This window comes from Enterobacter asburiae (assembly GCA_011754535.1).
In the GTDB taxonomy this organism is placed as follows: Bacteria; Pseudomonadota; Gammaproteobacteria; order Enterobacterales; family Enterobacteriaceae; genus Enterobacter; species Enterobacter cloacae_N.
Genome location: JAAQVN010000001.1, coordinates 928920 through 945115, shown reverse-complemented (window position 1 = coordinate 945115; position 16196 = coordinate 928920). Strand labels below are relative to the sequence as shown.

The following is a 16196-nucleotide window of genomic DNA, read 5'->3' as shown; positions in this document are numbered from 1 at the left end:
AAGATCGCAAAATGCAGAGGATTTTTGCTAATTTAGCAATAATTAAACGATAGATAAGAAAAAAGCCCTGAGCGTTAGCTCAGGGCTTTTAATAAGTGGCGGAACGGACGGGACTCGAACCCGCGACCCCCTGCGTGACAGGCAGGTATTCTAACCGACTGAACTACCGCTCCACCGAAGACTGCTTGTAACCACCGGATTAATGCACCGGCTTACTACTAAATTTGATGCCTGGCAGTTCCCTACTCTCACATGGGGAGACCCCACACTACCATCGGCGCTACGGCGTTTCACTTCTGAGTTCGGCATGGGGTCAGGTGGGACCACCGCGCTAAAGCCGCCAGGCAAATTCTGTTAATCTGTATCAAGGCTGAAAATCTTCTGTCTCTTCCGCCAAAACACCTTCGGCGTTGTAAGGTTAAGCCTCACGGTTCATTAGTATCGGTTAGCTCAACGCATCGCTGCGCTTACACACCCGACCTATCAACGTCGTCGTCTTCAACGTTCCTTCAGGAGACTTAAAGTCTCAGGGAGAACTCATCTCGGGGCAAGTTTCGTGCTTAGATGCTTTCAGCACTTATCTCTTCCGCATTTAGCTACCGGGCAGTGCCATTGGCATGACAACCCGAACACCAGTGATGCGTCCACTCCGGTCCTCTCGTACTAGGAGCAGCCCCCCTCAATTCTCCAGCGCCCACGGCAGATAGGGACCGAACTGTCTCACGACGTTCTAAACCCAGCTCGCGTACCACTTTAAATGGCGAACAGCCATACCCTTGGGACCTACTTCAGCCCCAGGATGTGATGAGCCGACATCGAGGTGCCAAACACCGCCGTCGATATGAACTCTTGGGCGGTATCAGCCTGTTATCCCCGGAGTACCTTTTATCCGTTGAGCGATGGCCCTTCCATTCAGAACCACCGGATCACTATGACCTGCTTTCGCACCTGCTCGAGCCGTCACTCTCGCAGTCAAGCTAGCTTATGCCATTGCACTAACCTCCTGATGTCCGACCAGGATTAGCTAACCTTCGTGCTCCTCCGTTACTCTTTGGGAGGAGACCGCCCCAGTCAAACTACCCACCAGACACTGTCCGCAACCCGGATTACGGGTCCACGTTAGAACACCAGCCATTAAAGGGTGGTATTTCAAGGACGGCTCCACGCAGACTGGCGTCCACGCTTCAAAGCCTCCCACCTATCCTACACATCAAGGACCAGTGTTCAGTGTCAAGCTATAGTAAAGGTTCACGGGGTCTTTCCGTCTTGCCGCGGGTACACTGCATCTTCACAGCGAGTTCAATTTCACTGAGTCTCGGGTGGAGACAGCCTGGCCATCATTACGCCATTCGTGCAGGTCGGAACTTACCCGACAAGGAATTTCGCTACCTTAGGACCGTTATAGTTACGGCCGCCGTTTACCGGGGCTTCGATCAAGAGCTTCGCGTTGCCGCTAACCCCATCAATTAACCTTCCGGCACCGGGCAGGCGTCACACCGTATACGTCCACTTTCGTGTTTGCACAGTGCTGTGTTTTTAATAAACAGTTGCAGCCAGCTGGTATCTTCGACTGATTTCAGCTCCACCCGCAGGGGCTTCACCTACATATCAGCGTGCCTTCTCCCGAAGTTACGGCACCATTTTGCCTAGTTCCTTCACCCGAGTTCTCTCAAGCGCCTTGGTATTCTCTACCTGACCACCTGTGTCGGTTTGGGGTACGATTTCGTGTTACCTGATGCTTAGAGGCTTTTCCTGGAAGCAGGGCATTTATCACTTCAGCACCGTAGTGCCTCGTCATCACGCCTCAGTGTTAAAGTGAACCGGATTTGCCTGGAACACACACCTACACGCTTAAACCGGGACAACCGTCGCCCGGCTGACATAGCCTTCTCCGTCCCCCCTTCGCAGTAACACCAAGTACAGGAATATTAACCTGTTTCCCATCGACTACGCCTTTCGGCCTCGCCTTAGGGGTCGACTCACCCTGCCCCGATTAACGTTGGACAGGAACCCTTGGTCTTCCGGCGAGCGGGCTTTTCACCCGCTTTATCGTTACTTATGTCAGCATTCGCACTTCTGATACCTCCAGCAGCCCTCACAGGCCACCTTCGACGGCTTACAGAACGCTCCCCTACCCAACAACACATAGTGTCGCTGCCGCAGCTTCGGTGCATGGTTTAGCCCCGTTACATCTTCCGCGCAGGCCGACTCGACCAGTGAGCTATTACGCTTTCTTTAAATGATGGCTGCTTCTAAGCCAACATCCTGGCTGTCTGTGCCTTCCCACATCGTTTCCCACTTAACCATGACTTTGGGACCTTAGCTGGCGGTCTGGGTTGTTTCCCTCTTCACGACGGACGTTAGCACCCGCCGTGTGTCTCCCGTGATAACATTCTTCGGTATTCGTAGTTTGCATCGGGTTGGTAAGCCGGGATGGCCCCCTAGCCGAAACAGTGCTCTACCCCCGAAGATGAGTTCACGAGGCGCTACCTAAATAGCTTTCGGGGAGAACCAGCTATCTCCCGGTTTGATTGGCCTTTCACCCCCAGCCACAGGTCATCCGCTAATTTTTCAACATTAGTCGGTTCGGTCCTCCAGTTAGTGTTACCCAACCTTCAACCTGCCCATGGCTAGATCACCGGGTTTCGGGTCTATACCCTGCAACTTAACGCCCAGTTAAGACTCGGTTTCCCTTCGGCTCCCCTATACGGTTAACCTTGCTACAGAATATAAGTCGCTGACCCATTATACAAAAGGTACGCAGTCACACCACGAAGGTGCTCCCACTGCTTGTACGTACACGGTTTCAGGTTCTTTTTCACTCCCCTCGCCGGGGTTCTTTTCGCCTTTCCCTCACGGTACTGGTTCACTATCGGTCAGTCAGGAGTATTTAGCCTTGGAGGATGGTCCCCCCATATTCAGACAGGATACCACGTGTCCCGCCCTACTCTTCGAGTTCACAGCCTGTGCATTTTCGTGTACGGGAGTATCACCCTGTACCCTGCGACTTTCCAGACGCTTCCACTAACACACAAGCTGATTCAGACTCCGGGCTGCTCCCCGTTCGCTCGCCGCTACTGGGGGAATCTCGGTTGATTTCTTTTCCTCGGGGTACTTAGATGTTTCAGTTCCCCCGGTTCGCCTCGTTAACCTATGTATTCAGTTAACGATAGTGTGACGAATCACACTGGGTTTCCCCATTCGGACATCGCCGGGTCAAAGGTTCATATCACCTCGCCGGCGCTTTTCGCAGATTAGCACGTCCTTCATCGCCTCTGACTGCCAGGGCATCCACCGTGTACGCTTAGTCGCTTAACCTCACAACCCGAAGATGTTTCACTTCTGATTGCGAAAATTTGAGAGACTCGAACACACATAACATGTGTGTCGTTTCAATTTTCAGCTTGATCCAGATTTTTAAAGAGCAAAACTTCGCAGTGCACCTTTTCAGGTTCACTCTGAAGTTTTCTTGTGTTCGCAGTAAAAGATGGTGGAGCTATGCGGGATCGAACCGCAGACCTCCTGCGTGCAAAGCAGGCGCTCTCCCAGCTGAGCTATAGCCCCATCGTTTTAATCTCTGTACCGCTCATCCTTTAAAAGGAGTTTGGTAGGCCTGAGTGGACTTGAACCACCGACCTCACCCTTATCAGGGGTGCGCTCTAACCACCTGAGCTACAAGCCTGCAGAGATTTTTACTGCTGTTTTTCATCAGACAATCTGTGTGGACACTGCAAAGGCAGGTTCTTTAAGGTAAGGAGGTGATCCAACCGCAGGTTCCCCTACGGTTACCTTGTTACGACTTCACCCCAGTCATGAATCACAAAGTGGTAAGCGCCCTCCCGAAGGTTAAGCTACCTACTTCTTTTGCAACCCACTCCCATGGTGTGACGGGCGGTGTGTACAAGGCCCGGGAACGTATTCACCGTGGCATTCTGATCCACGATTACTAGCGATTCCGACTTCATGGAGTCGAGTTGCAGACTCCAATCCGGACTACGACGCACTTTATGAGGTCCGCTTGCTCTCGCGAGGTCGCTTCTCTTTGTATGCGCCATTGTAGCACGTGTGTAGCCCTACTCGTAAGGGCCATGATGACTTGACGTCATCCCCACCTTCCTCCAGTTTATCACTGGCAGTCTCCTTTGAGTTCCCGGCCGGACCGCTGGCAACAAAGGATAAGGGTTGCGCTCGTTGCGGGACTTAACCCAACATTTCACAACACGAGCTGACGACAGCCATGCAGCACCTGTCTCAGAGTTCCCGAAGGCACCAAAGCATCTCTGCTAAGTTCTCTGGATGTCAAGAGTAGGTAAGGTTCTTCGCGTTGCATCGAATTAAACCACATGCTCCACCGCTTGTGCGGGCCCCCGTCAATTCATTTGAGTTTTAACCTTGCGGCCGTACTCCCCAGGCGGTCGACTTAACGCGTTAGCTCCGGAAGCCACGCCTCAAGGGCACAACCTCCAAGTCGACATCGTTTACGGCGTGGACTACCAGGGTATCTAATCCTGTTTGCTCCCCACGCTTTCGCACCTGAGCGTCAGTCTTTGTCCAGGGGGCCGCCTTCGCCACCGGTATTCCTCCAGATCTCTACGCATTTCACCGCTACACCTGGAATTCTACCCCCCTCTACAAGACTCTAGCCTGCCAGTTTCGAATGCAGTTCCCAGGTTGAGCCCGGGGATTTCACATCCGACTTGACAGACCGCCTGCGTGCGCTTTACGCCCAGTAATTCCGATTAACGCTTGCACCCTCCGTATTACCGCGGCTGCTGGCACGGAGTTAGCCGGTGCTTCTTCTGCGGGTAACGTCAATCGACAAGGTTATTAACCTTATCGCCTTCCTCCCCGCTGAAAGTACTTTACAACCCGAAGGCCTTCTTCATACACGCGGCATGGCTGCATCAGGCTTGCGCCCATTGTGCAATATTCCCCACTGCTGCCTCCCGTAGGAGTCTGGACCGTGTCTCAGTTCCAGTGTGGCTGGTCATCCTCTCAGACCAGCTAGGGATCGTCGCCTAGGTGAGCCGTTACCCCACCTACTAGCTAATCCCATCTGGGCACATCTGATGGCAAGAGGCCCGAAGGTCCCCCTCTTTGGTCTTGCGACGTTATGCGGTATTAGCTACCGTTTCCAGTAGTTATCCCCCTCCATCAGGCAGTTTCCCAGACATTACTCACCCGTCCGCCACTCGTCACCCGAGAGCAAGCTCTCTGTGCTACCGTTCGACTTGCATGTGTTAGGCCTGCCGCCAGCGTTCAATCTGAGCCATGATCAAACTCTTCAATTTAAGTTTGATGCTCGTGAATTAAACTTCGTAATGAATTACGCATGTTCACTCAGAGACTTGGTATTCATTTTTCGTCTTGCGACGTTAAGAATCCATGTCACTTTGAGTGCCCACACAGATTGTCTGATAAATTGTTAAAGAGCAGTGCAACGCGGCTTTCAGCTCACCGTTGCGAGGTGGCGTATATTACGCTTTCCTCTTTCAGAGTCAACCCGTTATTTCAGGATTTTTTCTCTTCAACCGACCGGGTTGTCTGTGAAGTGATTCACATCCGCCGTGTCGATGGAGGCGCATTATAGGGAGCTGCCGAGGAATGACAAGGGGAAATATACATTTTTATTTCGACCGCTCACCTTTTCGCCAGAGAGGCTATTTTTGATGCTTTTTTATCTCATTCGGCAGCTCAGCCAGGCTATTAATCACCCAATCCGCTGCATTTTCCGCTTCTGGCGTCACTGGCTTACCGGTGCGAACTAATATTTTGGTCCCTACACCCGCTGCTGTTGCTGCCTGCATATCTTCCAGTTTATCGCCCACCATATAAGAAGCAGACATATCAATGTGCAGAAACTCCTGCGCAGAGATGAACATCCCCGGATGCGGTTTACGGCAGTCACAGGTCTGGCGATACTCTTCTACCGTACCCTGCGGGTGATGCGGACAATAGTAGATGCCGTCGAGATCCACGCCGCGATCGGCCAGCGACCAGTCCATCCATTCGGTCAGCGTCTCGAACTGTGCTTCAGTGAATTTACCGCGCGCAATACCAGACTGATTGGTGACCACCACCAGCGCATAGCCCATCTCTTTCAGCTGGCGCATTGCCTCTATAACGCCGTCGATAAATTCGAACTCATCGATCTCATGCACATAACCGTGATCCACATTAATAGTGCCATCACGATCGAGAAAAATTGCGGGTACTGATTTTGCCACCGGTTTGCTCCTGAAAAAGGCCTGTTGAGCTAGTATCTCATGAATCGCAGCGCAATAAAGTGCTCATCGTACAGAGTTGGATTGATTTAGACGTCTGGATGCCTTAACATCCGTTTTGTTTACGGTCATCACCCGTATCTGGCAGAAGAAAATGCCACGGCTAACTTACATACGATAAAAATAATCTAATGATTAAACTTTCCAATATCACCAAAGTGTTCCAGCAGGGGAACCGAACCATTCAGGCGCTGAACAACGTCAGCCTGCATGTTCCTGCTGGTCAAATTTATGGCGTCATTGGCGCATCGGGTGCAGGTAAAAGCACGCTGATCCGTTGTGTTAACCTGCTTGAGCGCCCAACCCAGGGCAGCGTAGAAGTTGGCGGTCAGGAACTTACCGCCCTTTCAGAAAAAGAACTCACCAAAGCGCGTCGTCAGATCGGCATGATCTTCCAGCACTTTAACCTGCTGGCGTCCCGCACCGTGTTCGGCAACGTCGCCTTGCCGCTGGAGCTGGATAACACGCCGAAAGAAGAAGTGAAGCGTCGCGTTACCGAACTGCTCGACCTCGTGGGTCTGGGCGATAAGCATGATAGCTACCCGGCAAATCTGTCCGGTGGGCAGAAGCAGCGTGTCGCCATTGCCCGCGCGCTGGCCAGCAACCCAAAAGTACTGCTGTGCGACGAAGCCACCAGCGCGCTGGATCCGGCCACCACACGTTCTATTCTGGAACTGCTGAAAGACATTAACCGTCGCCTGGGCCTGACGATCCTTCTTATTACGCACGAGATGGACGTGGTGAAACGCATCTGCGACTGCGTGGCGGTCATCAGCAACGGCGAGCTGATCGAGCAGGATACGGTAAGCGAAGTGTTCTCCCATCCGAAGACGCCGCTTGCGCAGCAGTTCATTCAGTCCACGCTGCATCTGGATATTCCGGAAGATTATCTGGAGCGTTTGAAAACCGAATCCACAGCAGACAGCGTCCCGATGCTGCGCATGGAGTTTACCGGTCAGTCCGTTGACGCTCCCCTTCTTTCCGAAACTGCGCGTCGCTTTAACGTGAACAACAACATTATTAGCGCGCAGATGGATTACGCCGGTGGCGTGAAGTTCGGCATCATGCTGACGGAAATGCACGGCACCCAAGAAGAAACCCAGGCAGCAATCGCCTGGCTGCAAGAACACCACGTAAAAGTAGAGGTACTGGGTTATGTCTGAGCCGATGATGTGGCTGCTGGTTCGCGGCGTTTGGGAAACGCTGGCAATGACCTTCGTATCGGGTTTCTTTGGTTTTGTAATTGGCCTGCCGGTGGGCGTACTGCTTTACGTGACGCGTCCGGGTCAAATCATTGAGAACGCAAAACTCTACCGTACGCTCTCTGCGCTGGTGAACATCTTCCGTTCTATCCCGTTCATTATTCTGCTGGTGTGGATGATTCCATTTACCCGCGTGATCGTCGGAACCTCTATCGGTCTGCAGGCGGCTATCGTTCCGCTGACCGTAGGCGCAGCGCCGTTTATCGCCCGTATGGTGGAAAACGCCCTGCTGGAGATCCCAACCGGTTTAATCGAAGCTTCCCGCGCGATGGGTGCCACGCCGATGCAGATCGTCCGCAAGGTTCTGCTGCCTGAAGCACTGCCGGGCCTGGTGAACGCGGCAACCATCACGCTCATCACGCTGGTCGGTTATTCCGCAATGGGCGGTGCAGTTGGTGCTGGCGGTTTAGGACAGATTGGTTACCAGTACGGCTATATTGGATATAACGCTACCGTGATGAATACCGTTCTGGTATTGCTGGTTGTTCTGGTTTACTTAATCCAGTTCTCCGGCGATCGCATCGTCCGGACCGTTACTCACAAATAACGTTACACACAACACAAACTCGACGAGTTAAGGATAAAACATGGCGTTTAAATTAAAGACCCTTGCAGCAGTAGGCGCGCTGATTGGCTCTCTGGCACTGGTGGGTTGCGGTCAGGACGAAAAAGATCCAAACCACATTAAGGTGGGCGTTATCGTGGGTGCCGAACAGCAGGTTGCTGAAGTTGCTCAGAAAGTGGCGAAAGAGAAATATGGTCTGGACGTTGAGCTGGTGACCTTCAATGATTACGTTCTGCCGAACGAAGCGCTGAGCAAGGGCGATATCGACGCCAACGCCTTCCAGCATAAGCCATACCTGGATCAGCAGATCAAAGATCGCGGTTATAAACTGGTGGGTGTGGGTAACACCTTCGTTTACCCTATTGCCGGTTACTCTAAGAAAATTAAATCGCTGGACGAACTGCAGCCGGGCTCTCAGGTTGCCGTACCTAACGATCCAACCAACCTCGGTCGTTCCCTGCTGCTGCTGCAGAAAGTGGGCCTGATCAAACTGAAAGACGGTGTTGGCCTGCTGCCAACCGTTCTGGACGTCACTGAGAACCCGAAAAATCTGAAAATTGTTGAACTGGAAGCACCGCAGCTGCCGCGTTCTTTGGACGATGCACAGATTGCCCTGGCCGTTATCAACACCACTTACGCCAGCCAGATTGGCCTGACGCCAGCAAAAGACGGTATCTTCGTTGAAGATAAAGACTCCCCGTACGTTAACCTGATCGTGACTCGCGAAGATAACAAAGACGCGGAAAACGTGAAGAAGTTCGTTCAGGCCTATCAGTCTGATGAAGTTTACCAGGAAGCCAACAAAGTGTTTAACGGCGGCGCTGTTAAAGGCTGGTAATCTCACCTCAGTGTAATATCATCAGGACGGGCTTATGCCCGTCTTGTCATTTGTGCAGTCACCTGATTCAATATCTGACGTTTTGATTATCCATTGAGGAATTATTATGCGTGCTTTACCGATCTGTCTTTTAGCACTCATGCTGAGCGGCTGTTCTATGCTAAGCAGATCTCCTGTTGAACCTGTTCAAAGCACGGCAACCCCGCCAAAAACTGAGCCTGCGAAACCGAAAGTGGTTCGCCCTGCGCCGGTTCGCATTATCACCAAAGCTGACGAACTGGTCGGCAAACCGTTCCGTGAACTGGGTGAAGTGAGCGGTGAATCCTGTCAGGCAACCAATCAGGACTCTCCACCGAATATCCCGACAGCGCGCAAACGTATGCAGATTAACGCCGCAAAAATGAAAGCTAACGCGGTGCTGCTGCACAGCTGCGAAGTCACCAGCGGCACGCCGGGCTGCTACCGTCAGGCGGTTTGCATCGGTTCTGCGCTGAACATCACGGCGAAATGAGTGCATTTCATTTTGAGCAGATAGGCGTTATCCACTCTCCGTATAAAGAGAAGTTTGCCGTACCCCGCCAGCCAGGTCTGGTCACCAGCGGCAGCGGCGAGCTTCATCTTCAGGCGCCTTATAACCAGGCCGATGCAGTACGCGGGCTTGAGGCGTTCAGCCACTTATGGGTGGTATTTGTCTTTCACCAGACAATGGAAGGCGGCTGGCGTCCCACCGTGCGTCCCCCGCGCCTGGGCGGAAATGCGAGAATGGGCGTGTTTGCGACTCGCTCGACCTTCCGTCCAAATCCGATCGGGATGTCGCTGGTTGAACTGAAGGGCATACGTTGCCAGAAGGAACAGGTCATACTTGAGCTGGGCAGTCTGGACCTGGTCGACGGCACGCCGGTTATCGACATCAAACCCTATTTGCCCTTCGCCGAAGCCCTCCCGGACGCGCGTGCAAGCTATGCTCAGGACGCACCGCAGGCGGATATGCCTGTTTATTTTACGCCTGAGATAACCGCGCAGCTTGGTCAACTGGAGAAACGCTATCCTCGCTTACGGGATTTCATCACTGAAGTTCTGGCACAGGACCCCCGTCCGGCCTACCGTAAAGAAGAGGAAGCAGGAAAAACGTACGCCGTCTGGCTGCTGGATTTTAACGTGCGCTGGCGCGTCACCGGGGCAGGTTTCGAAGTGTTTGCCCTTGAACCCAGGTAATTTTGTTCTCCTCTCTTTTGGCATCTTTGCCACACTGGTAAACTAAACCACTTTTTTTGTGTCAGGCTGGTGTTTCAGCCTGTTCCAATCGTCGAAATGGAACCGTAACAACATGCGTACTAGCCAATATCTGCTCTCCACTCTGAAGGAGACGCCTGCCGACGCCGAAGTGATCAGCCATCAGCTGATGCTGCGCGCCGGGATGATCCGCAAGCTGGCCTCCGGGTTATACACCTGGCTGCCGACCGGCGTGCGCGTCCTGAAAAAAGTCGAAAACATCGTGCGTGAAGAGATGAACAACGCCGGTGCTATCGAGGTGTCCATGCCTGTGGTTCAGCCCGCTGACCTGTGGCAGGAGAGCGGCCGTTGGGAGCAATATGGCCCAGAACTGCTGCGCTTCGTCGATCGCGGCGAGCGTCCGTTCGTTCTCGGCCCAACACACGAAGAAGTGATCACCGACCTGATTCGTAATGAGCTGAGCTCTTACAAACAGCTGCCGCTGAACTTCTTCCAGATCCAGACCAAGTTCCGTGACGAAGTGCGCCCACGTTTCGGCGTGATGCGCTCTCGTGAATTCCTGATGAAAGATGCCTACTCTTTCCATACGTCACAGGAATCGCTGCAAGAGACCTACGACAAAATGTACGAGGCTTACAGCAAAATTTTCTCTCGCATGGGTCTGGATTTCCGTGCTGTGCAGGCTGATACCGGCTCCATCGGCGGCAGCGCGTCCCATGAGTTCCAGGTACTGGCACAGAGCGGTGAAGACGATGTGATCTTCTCTGACTCTTCAGACTACGCGGCGAACATCGAATTTGCAGAAGCGCTGGCACCAAAAGAACCACGCGGCGCGGCCACGCAAGAGATGACGCTGGTTGATACGCCAAACGCGAAAACCATCGCCGAGCTGGTTGAGCAGTTCAGTCTGCCGATCGAAAAAACAGTGAAAACGCTGCTGGTGAAATCCACCGAAGGCAGCGCTTACCCGCTGGTTGCCCTGCTGGTGCGTGGCGATCATGAACTGAACGAAGTAAAAGCCGAGAAGCTGCCCCAGGTAGCCAGCCCGCTGACGTTCGCAACGGAAGCGGAAATCCGTGCCGTAGTGAATGCCGGCCCAGGCTCTCTCGGTCCGGTGAATATGCCGGTTCCTGTCGTTATTGACCGCACGGTTGCAGCAATGAGCGACTTCTCCGCGGGCGCTAACATCGACGGTAAACATTACTTCGGCATCAATTGGGATCGCGACGTGGCGACGCCAGAAGTGGCTGACATCCGTAACGTGGTTGCAGGCGATCCAAGCCCGGACGGTCAGGGTACCCTGATGATTAAGCGCGGCATCGAAGTTGGCCACATCTTCCAACTGGGCGATAAATACTCTCGCGCGCTGAACGCCGCCGTTCAGGGTGAAGATGGCCGTAACCAGATCCTGACCATGGGTTGCTACGGTATCGGGGTGACGCGCGTGGTGGCTGCGGCCATCGAGCAGAACTACGACGAGCGCGGCATCGTCTGGCCGGACAACATTGCGCCGTTCCAGGTGGCTATTCTGCCAATGAACATGCACAAATCTTACCGCGTGCAGGAGCTGGCCGAGAAGCTGTACGCCGAGCTGCGCGCTCAGGGTATTGAAGTGCTGATGGATGACCGCAAAGAGCGTCCGGGCGTGATGTTTGCCGATATGGAACTGATCGGTATCCCGCACACCGTCGTCATTGGCGACCGTAACCTCGACAGCGATGAGATTGAATACAAATATCGTCGCAGCGGCGAAAAACAGATGATCAAGACCGGCGATATTCTTGATTACCTGGTGAAAGCCATCAAAGGCTAAACAAAAAACCCCGCTCAGGCGGGGTTTTTTAATGGCTCAACGTCAGCTTATTTGCTGCTACAGTCTTTGCCCGCAATAAATTTCACGTCTTTATCTGCCACCAGCGTTTTCACCATCTCCCCGCTATCCGGGTTTGGCTCCAGCGTAAAGTGGCCGTCAACCGTCAACAATATCGGCTTGCTGTCATTGCCGCGCGCCACGGCGTAATCACGTTCAAGTTGTGCATTGTTTGCCACGCTGACTTTCTTACCGGTAGCGCAGTCGGTAAAGATCGCCGCATCCGCCATATAGAAATACATTCCCCGCATCGCCATCGGCGTGGCAGGCAGCGCCGCTTTCACCGGTGTCAGCGTGTAGTTGAACTGGGATTCAATCGGATTGCCTTCCCGGTCGAGCATTTCCATGTTCTCGCCTTTAGGGCGGAACCAGGTTTTGTCACCGGAGGTATCCGTCAGCACCAGCTTCTCAGCCGTACGCGCCCATGTCCCGTAAGTCGCAAATGAAGAGGGTTCTTTCGCGCCCTGATAGCGCTGGTTCATCACCCAGGTACCGTCTTTTTGCAGGAACAGTGACGTTTCAATGCCTTCGCAATCCGCGCAAGGCAATACGCCCCGCCAGCTCTGCTGCATTGGCTTTAACTCTTCATTCTGCGCTGGCTGCAAAACCTGCGTTTCAGAACGGTTGTTACACCCGAAAAGCGCAAACAGCGTACTCACTGCCAGCGCTGAAAATAATGCTTTTTTCACAATGAATTCCTTATGAAAATTGTGTTCCCTTTCGTCACTCCATCGGGCGACGAACTTTACCGCGTAGTGCTTTCACTGTGGATTTTTGGGCTTTCGAGGACAGCCGACGCTCTTTCGATGCGCGGGTTGGCCGCGTTGCCCGGCGGCTTTTTTGTACTGCCGTTAACTCTTTGATGACCGCCACCAGCCTGGCTACCGCCGCTTCCCGGTTTAATTCCTGGCTGCGGTACTCCTGGGCTTTAATCACGATCACACCTTCGCTGGTGATCAGGTGATGGCTGGCAGCAAGCAGACTTTCCTTATAATACTCTGGCAGGCTTGATGCCCGAATGTCAAAACGCAAATGGATAGCCGTTGAAGCCTTATTGACGTGCTGTCCACCCGCTCCCTGAGCACGGATGGCGGTGATCTCCAGCTCGTTATCAGGGATGCTGACGTTTCGGGACAAAACGATCATGGCGCAGACTGCCAGGCCGTCAGATGAATTTCCAGATTATTCTGAGAATCAGAAAGCCAGATGGCGCCGTCCTGAATCGTTGCCTGCAACGCCATCGTCCGGCCGGCGAACTCGCTCAGCTGCGCCAGCTGTTCATCATCCAGATACCAGACGGCGAGATTTTTAAACTGCGCGCATTTATTCTTATTTTGTTGCCACCAGATTTCCGCCGCGCGCTGGTTATAGGCGAATAAGGCCACTTCCGCGGACTGAGTACACGCCTTTTTAATCCTGCGCTCGTCCGGCAGACCGAGTTCAATCCATAAATCGATCCCAAGATGATCGTTGCGCAGCCAGGCTTCAGGCTCGTCTTCCGCGCTTAAGCCGCGGGTAAACTGCAGCCGCTCGTTGGCGTATTTAATCCACGCCAGCAGGCGCAGCATCATGCGCTCCTGAGTTTCGGAGGGGTGGCGTGCCAGAGTAAGCGACGCGTCCAGAAACTGGTTGCGATCAAGATCGGCCACGTTGACCACTGCTTTATAAATTGTCGCTTTCAGCGCCATGAGAGAACTCCATTCGAATCAGCCGCACATTGTAGCGAAAACAGAGGCAAAAGGCTGTTACGGAGTAATAAATACACCACTATCAAGGCGCTGATATTGCTTAAATGAGTATGGTATAGTCACCTTGCTAAACCGAGTTTATCTTCGTAGGCTTAATGATATCTCACAGTAAGTCAGTGCGCTGGCGGGAGGGGATGTGAATAATTATTGTGAGTTAATTCGCAAACGGTATGCGGAAATCGCCAGCGGAGATCTGGGGTATGTCCCGGACGCGTTGGGCTGTGTATTGAAAGTGCTTAATGAAGTGGCCTCTGATGAGAGCCTTTCAGAGTCGGTCAGGGAAAAAGCAGCGTATGCTGCGGCGAATTTACTGGTGAGCGATTATGTCGATGAATGATACTTATCAACCCATCAATTGTGATGACTATGACAACCTCGAACTCGCCTGCCAGCATCATTTATTACTGACGCTGGAGCTAAAAGATGGCGAAGTGTTGAAGGCGAAGGCCAGCGATCTGGTTTCACGCAAGAATGTGGAATACCTGGTCGTGGAAGACGCCGGTGCGACGCGTGAGCTGCGTCTGGACAAAATAGCCAGCTTCAGCCACCCGCAAATCGGCACCGTCGTGGTGAGCGAATCCTGATGACACTAACGGGCAGCCGGGCTGCCCGTTACGCTTTCCGCCACTCGAAGCATGCCCCTTCTTCTGTCCACCCCGCTTCCGTGATGAACACCCCTGCAGCAGCAATCAGCGTTTCACCGTAGAACAGCAGCGGCGTGGTGTCGCGCAGCCACGGCGGCACGTTGCATTCCTGCCATATCTTTTTCAGTTTCCGTCCCCCGTTGCGTCCGACGATATGCAGCAAGCCGCCAGCCTTAAAGCGCACGCTGACCGGTTCACCGGGGTTTGGCAGACGTACATGACCCGTCGGCATCAGAGAGACACTCCCCGCATCCTGGGGCAATATTAACGGAGCCTCCGGTGACGGCCAGTGGAGCACCACATTGGTCAGCGGGGGGAAGGATTTTACCCACCAGAGTTTTCCTTTATAGCGTCTGACCTCGAAGCCATTCAGGTGTACGCAGGGGGACGCATCTTCCCGCGCCTGTGCGACTTCGTCCCAGATACGGCTCAGCATTGCCCGCGACGGCATCACAGCATGATGAGAGGCGAGCCAGCGGCGTAACAGCGCGGCCCGGCGCACCGGGCTTACCGCCTCCAGCGGCGCGATCGCCAGCGCACCGTCTTCAGAGATCAGATCAGCCAGCTCTTCGCTGAGTAACTCATCCAGCAGCCTTTCCTGTTCGGCGCACAGCATGGCGCTTCTTGCTGTCGCGTCGGCAAAATGCGGCCAGCGCTCGCTTAAAAGCGGGAGGACGCGCAGACGCAGGAAGTTACGATCGTAGCTGTCGTCCTGGTTGCTCTCATCTTCGATCCAGCTCAGCTGATGTTCCCGCGCCCAGGATTCCAGCGATGCGCGGGTCTCGCCAAGCAGCGGACGCAATAGTTGCGTCCCGGCAAACTCAGAACGCGCCGGCATGGCGGAAAGCCCCGCGGGTCCGCTGCCCCGCTTAAGCGCCAGCAAAAAAGTTTCGCACTGATCGTCCAGATGCTGCGCCGTGACCAGCACTTCTCCAGTACGTAATGCCCCGGCAAACGCGGCGTAGCGAACTTTACGCGCCTGCGCCTCAATACCCAGTCCTTCATCCGCAAGCGTGACGCGCTCAACGACGAGCGGGATAGCCCACGCCTCACACAAGGCTTCACAGTGCGCCACCCACTCCTCCGCGTGAGGGCTTAATCCGTGATGGATGTGTATAGCCCGAAGCTGGACGTCAGGGTCCCGGTCGCGCCAGAGCTTAAGGCGATGCAGCAACACGGTGGAATCCAGGCCACCGCTAAACCCCACCAGCAGCTGGCGGTACGGTGAAACGGCTTGTGCGATAGCGGGTAAGGTCATAGGAAATTACACATAAAAAATGCCCGAACTGAGCGGGCATTATCACACAGGACAAACATTACTGCTGGTAAAGCTCCAGCGGCAGGCCGTCCGGGTCGTTAAAAAAGGTAAAGCGCTTGTCGGTAAACGGATCGACACGAATCGCCTCGCACGTCACGCCGTGCGCTTCCAGATGTTTTACTGCGCTATCAAGGTCATCAACGCTGAAGGCCAGATGACGCAGACCGCAGGCTTCCGGGCGGGACGGACGCGAAGGCGGGAAAGGAAAAGAGAACAGCTCAATCACATACTGCCCGTTTAACGCGAGATCGCCCTTCCAGGAGTCACGCTCCTCGCGGTAAGCTTCGCTCATGAGCGTAAAGCCAAGAATGTCGCAGTAGAAGGCCTTACTTTTCGCATAATCGGTGGCAATGATCGCAATATGGTGAACCGCTTTTAAACCCAGCATAGCTTCTCCTTTTTATGATGCCTGAACGTTACAACCGAAAACCCAC

At 53.8% G+C, this 16196-nt stretch carries 14 protein-coding genes, 3 tRNA genes and 3 rRNA genes; 8 read left to right on the top strand and 12 right to left on the bottom strand.

The features are described 5' to 3' along the window. Positions 1-96 precede the first annotated feature (96 nt). The 7 genes from HBM95_04340 to gmhB form a co-directional block, all read right to left on the bottom strand. A tRNA-Asp gene (locus HBM95_04340) sits at positions 97-173 on the bottom strand. Between the two features lie 56 nt (positions 174-229). Next, positions 230-345: ribosomal RNA gene (gene rrf / locus HBM95_04335) — 5S ribosomal RNA — on the bottom strand. Between the two features lie 51 nt (positions 346-396). Further along, a 23S ribosomal RNA gene (locus tag HBM95_04330) occupies positions 397-3327 on the bottom strand. A 161-nt stretch (positions 3328-3488) separates the two neighbouring features. Next, positions 3489-3564, bottom strand: a tRNA-Ala gene (locus HBM95_04325). A gap of 41 nt (positions 3565-3605) precedes the next feature. Continuing rightward, positions 3606-3682: transfer RNA gene (locus tag HBM95_04320), tRNA-Ile, on the bottom strand. A 59-nt stretch (positions 3683-3741) separates the two neighbouring features. Further along, positions 3742-5291: ribosomal RNA gene (locus HBM95_04315) — 16S ribosomal RNA — on the bottom strand. The 16S, 23S and 5S rRNA genes sit together here with 3 tRNA genes alongside, the layout of an rRNA operon. A gap of 369 nt (positions 5292-5660) precedes the next feature. Then, a complete protein-coding gene (gene gmhB, locus HBM95_04310) occupies positions 5661-6227 on the bottom strand; it encodes a D-glycero-beta-D-manno-heptose 1,7-bisphosphate 7-phosphatase (protein ID NIH42166.1) in 567 nt (188 codons plus the stop codon). 188 nt (positions 6228-6415) lie between these two features. Here gmhB and metN point away from each other — a divergent pair, with 188 nt between their 5' ends. The 6 genes from metN (at position 6416) to proS (ending at position 11995) form a co-directional block, all read left to right on the top strand. Further along, the gene (gene metN, locus HBM95_04305; GenBank protein ID NIH42165.1) at positions 6416-7447 is read left to right on the top strand and encodes a methionine ABC transporter ATP-binding protein MetN; all 1032 of its coding nucleotides are present in this window, start codon (positions 6416-6418) and stop codon (positions 7445-7447) included. Beyond that, positions 7440-8093, top strand: a complete 654-nt coding sequence (gene metI, locus HBM95_04300) for a methionine ABC transporter permease MetI (protein NIH42164.1) — start codon at positions 7440-7442, stop codon at positions 8091-8093. The genes metN and metI overlap by 8 nt, the downstream gene beginning before the upstream one ends. A 40-nt stretch (positions 8094-8133) precedes the next feature. After that, positions 8134-8949, top strand: a complete 816-nt coding sequence (gene metQ / locus HBM95_04295) for a methionine ABC transporter substrate-binding lipoprotein MetQ (protein ID NIH42163.1) — start codon at positions 8134-8136, stop codon at positions 8947-8949. Between the two features lie 106 nt (positions 8950-9055). Further along, positions 9056-9460 (top strand): Rcs stress response system protein RcsF, encoded by a 405-nt coding sequence (gene rcsF, locus HBM95_04290; GenBank protein ID NIH42162.1) that lies wholly within the window; start codon positions 9056-9058, stop codon positions 9458-9460. Beyond that, on the top strand, positions 9457-10164 hold the full coding sequence (gene tsaA, locus HBM95_04285; protein NIH42161.1) for a tRNA (N6-threonylcarbamoyladenosine(37)-N6)-methyltransferase TrmO: 708 nt from the start codon (positions 9457-9459) through the stop codon (positions 10162-10164). The genes rcsF and tsaA overlap by 4 nt, the downstream gene beginning before the upstream one ends. Positions 10165-10276: 112 nt before the next feature. After that, the gene (gene proS / locus HBM95_04280) at positions 10277-11995 is read left to right on the top strand and encodes a proline--tRNA ligase (GenBank protein NIH42160.1); all 1719 of its coding nucleotides are present in this window, start codon (positions 10277-10279) and stop codon (positions 11993-11995) included. Positions 11996-12042: 47 nt separating this feature from the next. Here the strand turns inward: proS and nlpE are convergent, their stop codons facing one another. From nlpE to HBM95_04265, 3 genes are read right to left on the bottom strand one after another with little or no spacing between them, the layout of a single operon-like run. Then, positions 12043-12741: an envelope stress response activation lipoprotein NlpE gene (nlpE, locus tag HBM95_04275; protein ID NIH42159.1), complete on the bottom strand. Its 699-nt coding sequence runs from the start codon at positions 12739-12741 to the stop codon at positions 12043-12045. A 34-nt stretch (positions 12742-12775) separates the two neighbouring features. Continuing rightward, positions 12776-13198: an aminoacyl-tRNA hydrolase gene (gene arfB, locus HBM95_04270; GenBank protein ID NIH42158.1), complete on the bottom strand. Its 423-nt coding sequence runs from the start codon at positions 13196-13198 to the stop codon at positions 12776-12778. Further along, the gene (locus tag HBM95_04265; GenBank protein ID NIH42157.1) at positions 13195-13740 is read right to left on the bottom strand and encodes a YaeQ family protein; all 546 of its coding nucleotides are present in this window, start codon (positions 13738-13740) and stop codon (positions 13195-13197) included. The genes arfB and HBM95_04265 overlap by 4 nt, the downstream gene beginning before the upstream one ends. A gap of 196 nt (positions 13741-13936) precedes the next feature. Between HBM95_04265 and HBM95_04260 the strand changes: the two genes are divergently transcribed. Together HBM95_04260 and rof are read left to right on the top strand one after the other, a co-directional pair. Further along, complete coding sequence (locus HBM95_04260; GenBank protein NIH42156.1) at positions 13937-14137, top strand: YaeP family protein; 201 nt, start codon at positions 13937-13939, stop codon at positions 14135-14137. Next, positions 14124-14384 carry a Rho-binding antiterminator gene (rof, locus tag HBM95_04255; protein ID NIH42155.1) on the top strand — a complete coding sequence of 87 codons (261 nt, stop codon included), beginning with the start codon at positions 14124-14126 and terminating at the stop codon, positions 14382-14384. The genes HBM95_04260 and rof overlap by 14 nt, the downstream gene beginning before the upstream one ends. 28 nt (positions 14385-14412) lie before the next feature. Here the strand turns inward: rof and tilS are convergent, their stop codons facing one another. After that, on the bottom strand, positions 14413-15702 hold the full coding sequence (gene tilS, locus HBM95_04250) for a tRNA lysidine(34) synthetase TilS (protein NIH42154.1): 1290 nt from the start codon (positions 15700-15702) through the stop codon (positions 14413-14415). A 58-nt stretch (positions 15703-15760) separates the two neighbouring features. Then, positions 15761-16150 (bottom strand): VOC family protein, encoded by a 390-nt coding sequence (locus HBM95_04245; protein NIH42153.1) that lies wholly within the window; start codon positions 16148-16150, stop codon positions 15761-15763. Positions 16151-16196: the final 46 nt, after the last annotated feature.

Excerpts from the sequence above, each read along its gene's own strand:
- metN (NIH42165.1), top strand. The coding sequence starts at position 6,416 with ATGATTAAACTTTCCAATATCACCAAAGTGTTCCAGCAGGGGAACCGA.
- metI (NIH42164.1), top strand. The coding sequence starts at position 7,440 with ATGTCTGAGCCGATGATGTGGCTGCTGGTTCGCGGCGTTTGGGAAACG.
- metQ (NIH42163.1), top strand. The coding sequence starts at position 8,134 with ATGGCGTTTAAATTAAAGACCCTTGCAGCAGTAGGCGCGCTGATTGGC.
- rcsF (NIH42162.1), top strand. The coding sequence starts at position 9,056 with ATGCGTGCTTTACCGATCTGTCTTTTAGCACTCATGCTGAGCGGCTGT.
- tsaA (NIH42161.1), top strand. The coding sequence starts at position 9,457 with ATGAGTGCATTTCATTTTGAGCAGATAGGCGTTATCCACTCTCCGTAT.
- proS (NIH42160.1), top strand. The coding sequence starts at position 10,277 with ATGCGTACTAGCCAATATCTGCTCTCCACTCTGAAGGAGACGCCTGCC.
- arfB (NIH42158.1), bottom strand. The coding sequence starts at position 13,198 with ATGATCGTTTTGTCCCGAAACGTCAGCATCCCTGATAACGAGCTGGAG.
- HBM95_04265 (NIH42157.1), bottom strand. The coding sequence starts at position 13,740 with ATGGCGCTGAAAGCGACAATTTATAAAGCAGTGGTCAACGTGGCCGAT.
- rof (NIH42155.1), top strand. The coding sequence starts at position 14,124 with ATGTCGATGAATGATACTTATCAACCCATCAATTGTGATGACTATGAC.
- tilS (NIH42154.1), bottom strand. The coding sequence starts at position 15,702 with ATGACCTTACCCGCTATCGCACAAGCCGTTTCACCGTACCGCCAGCTG.
- HBM95_04245 (NIH42153.1), bottom strand. The coding sequence starts at position 16,150 with ATGCTGGGTTTAAAAGCGGTTCACCATATTGCGATCATTGCCACCGAT.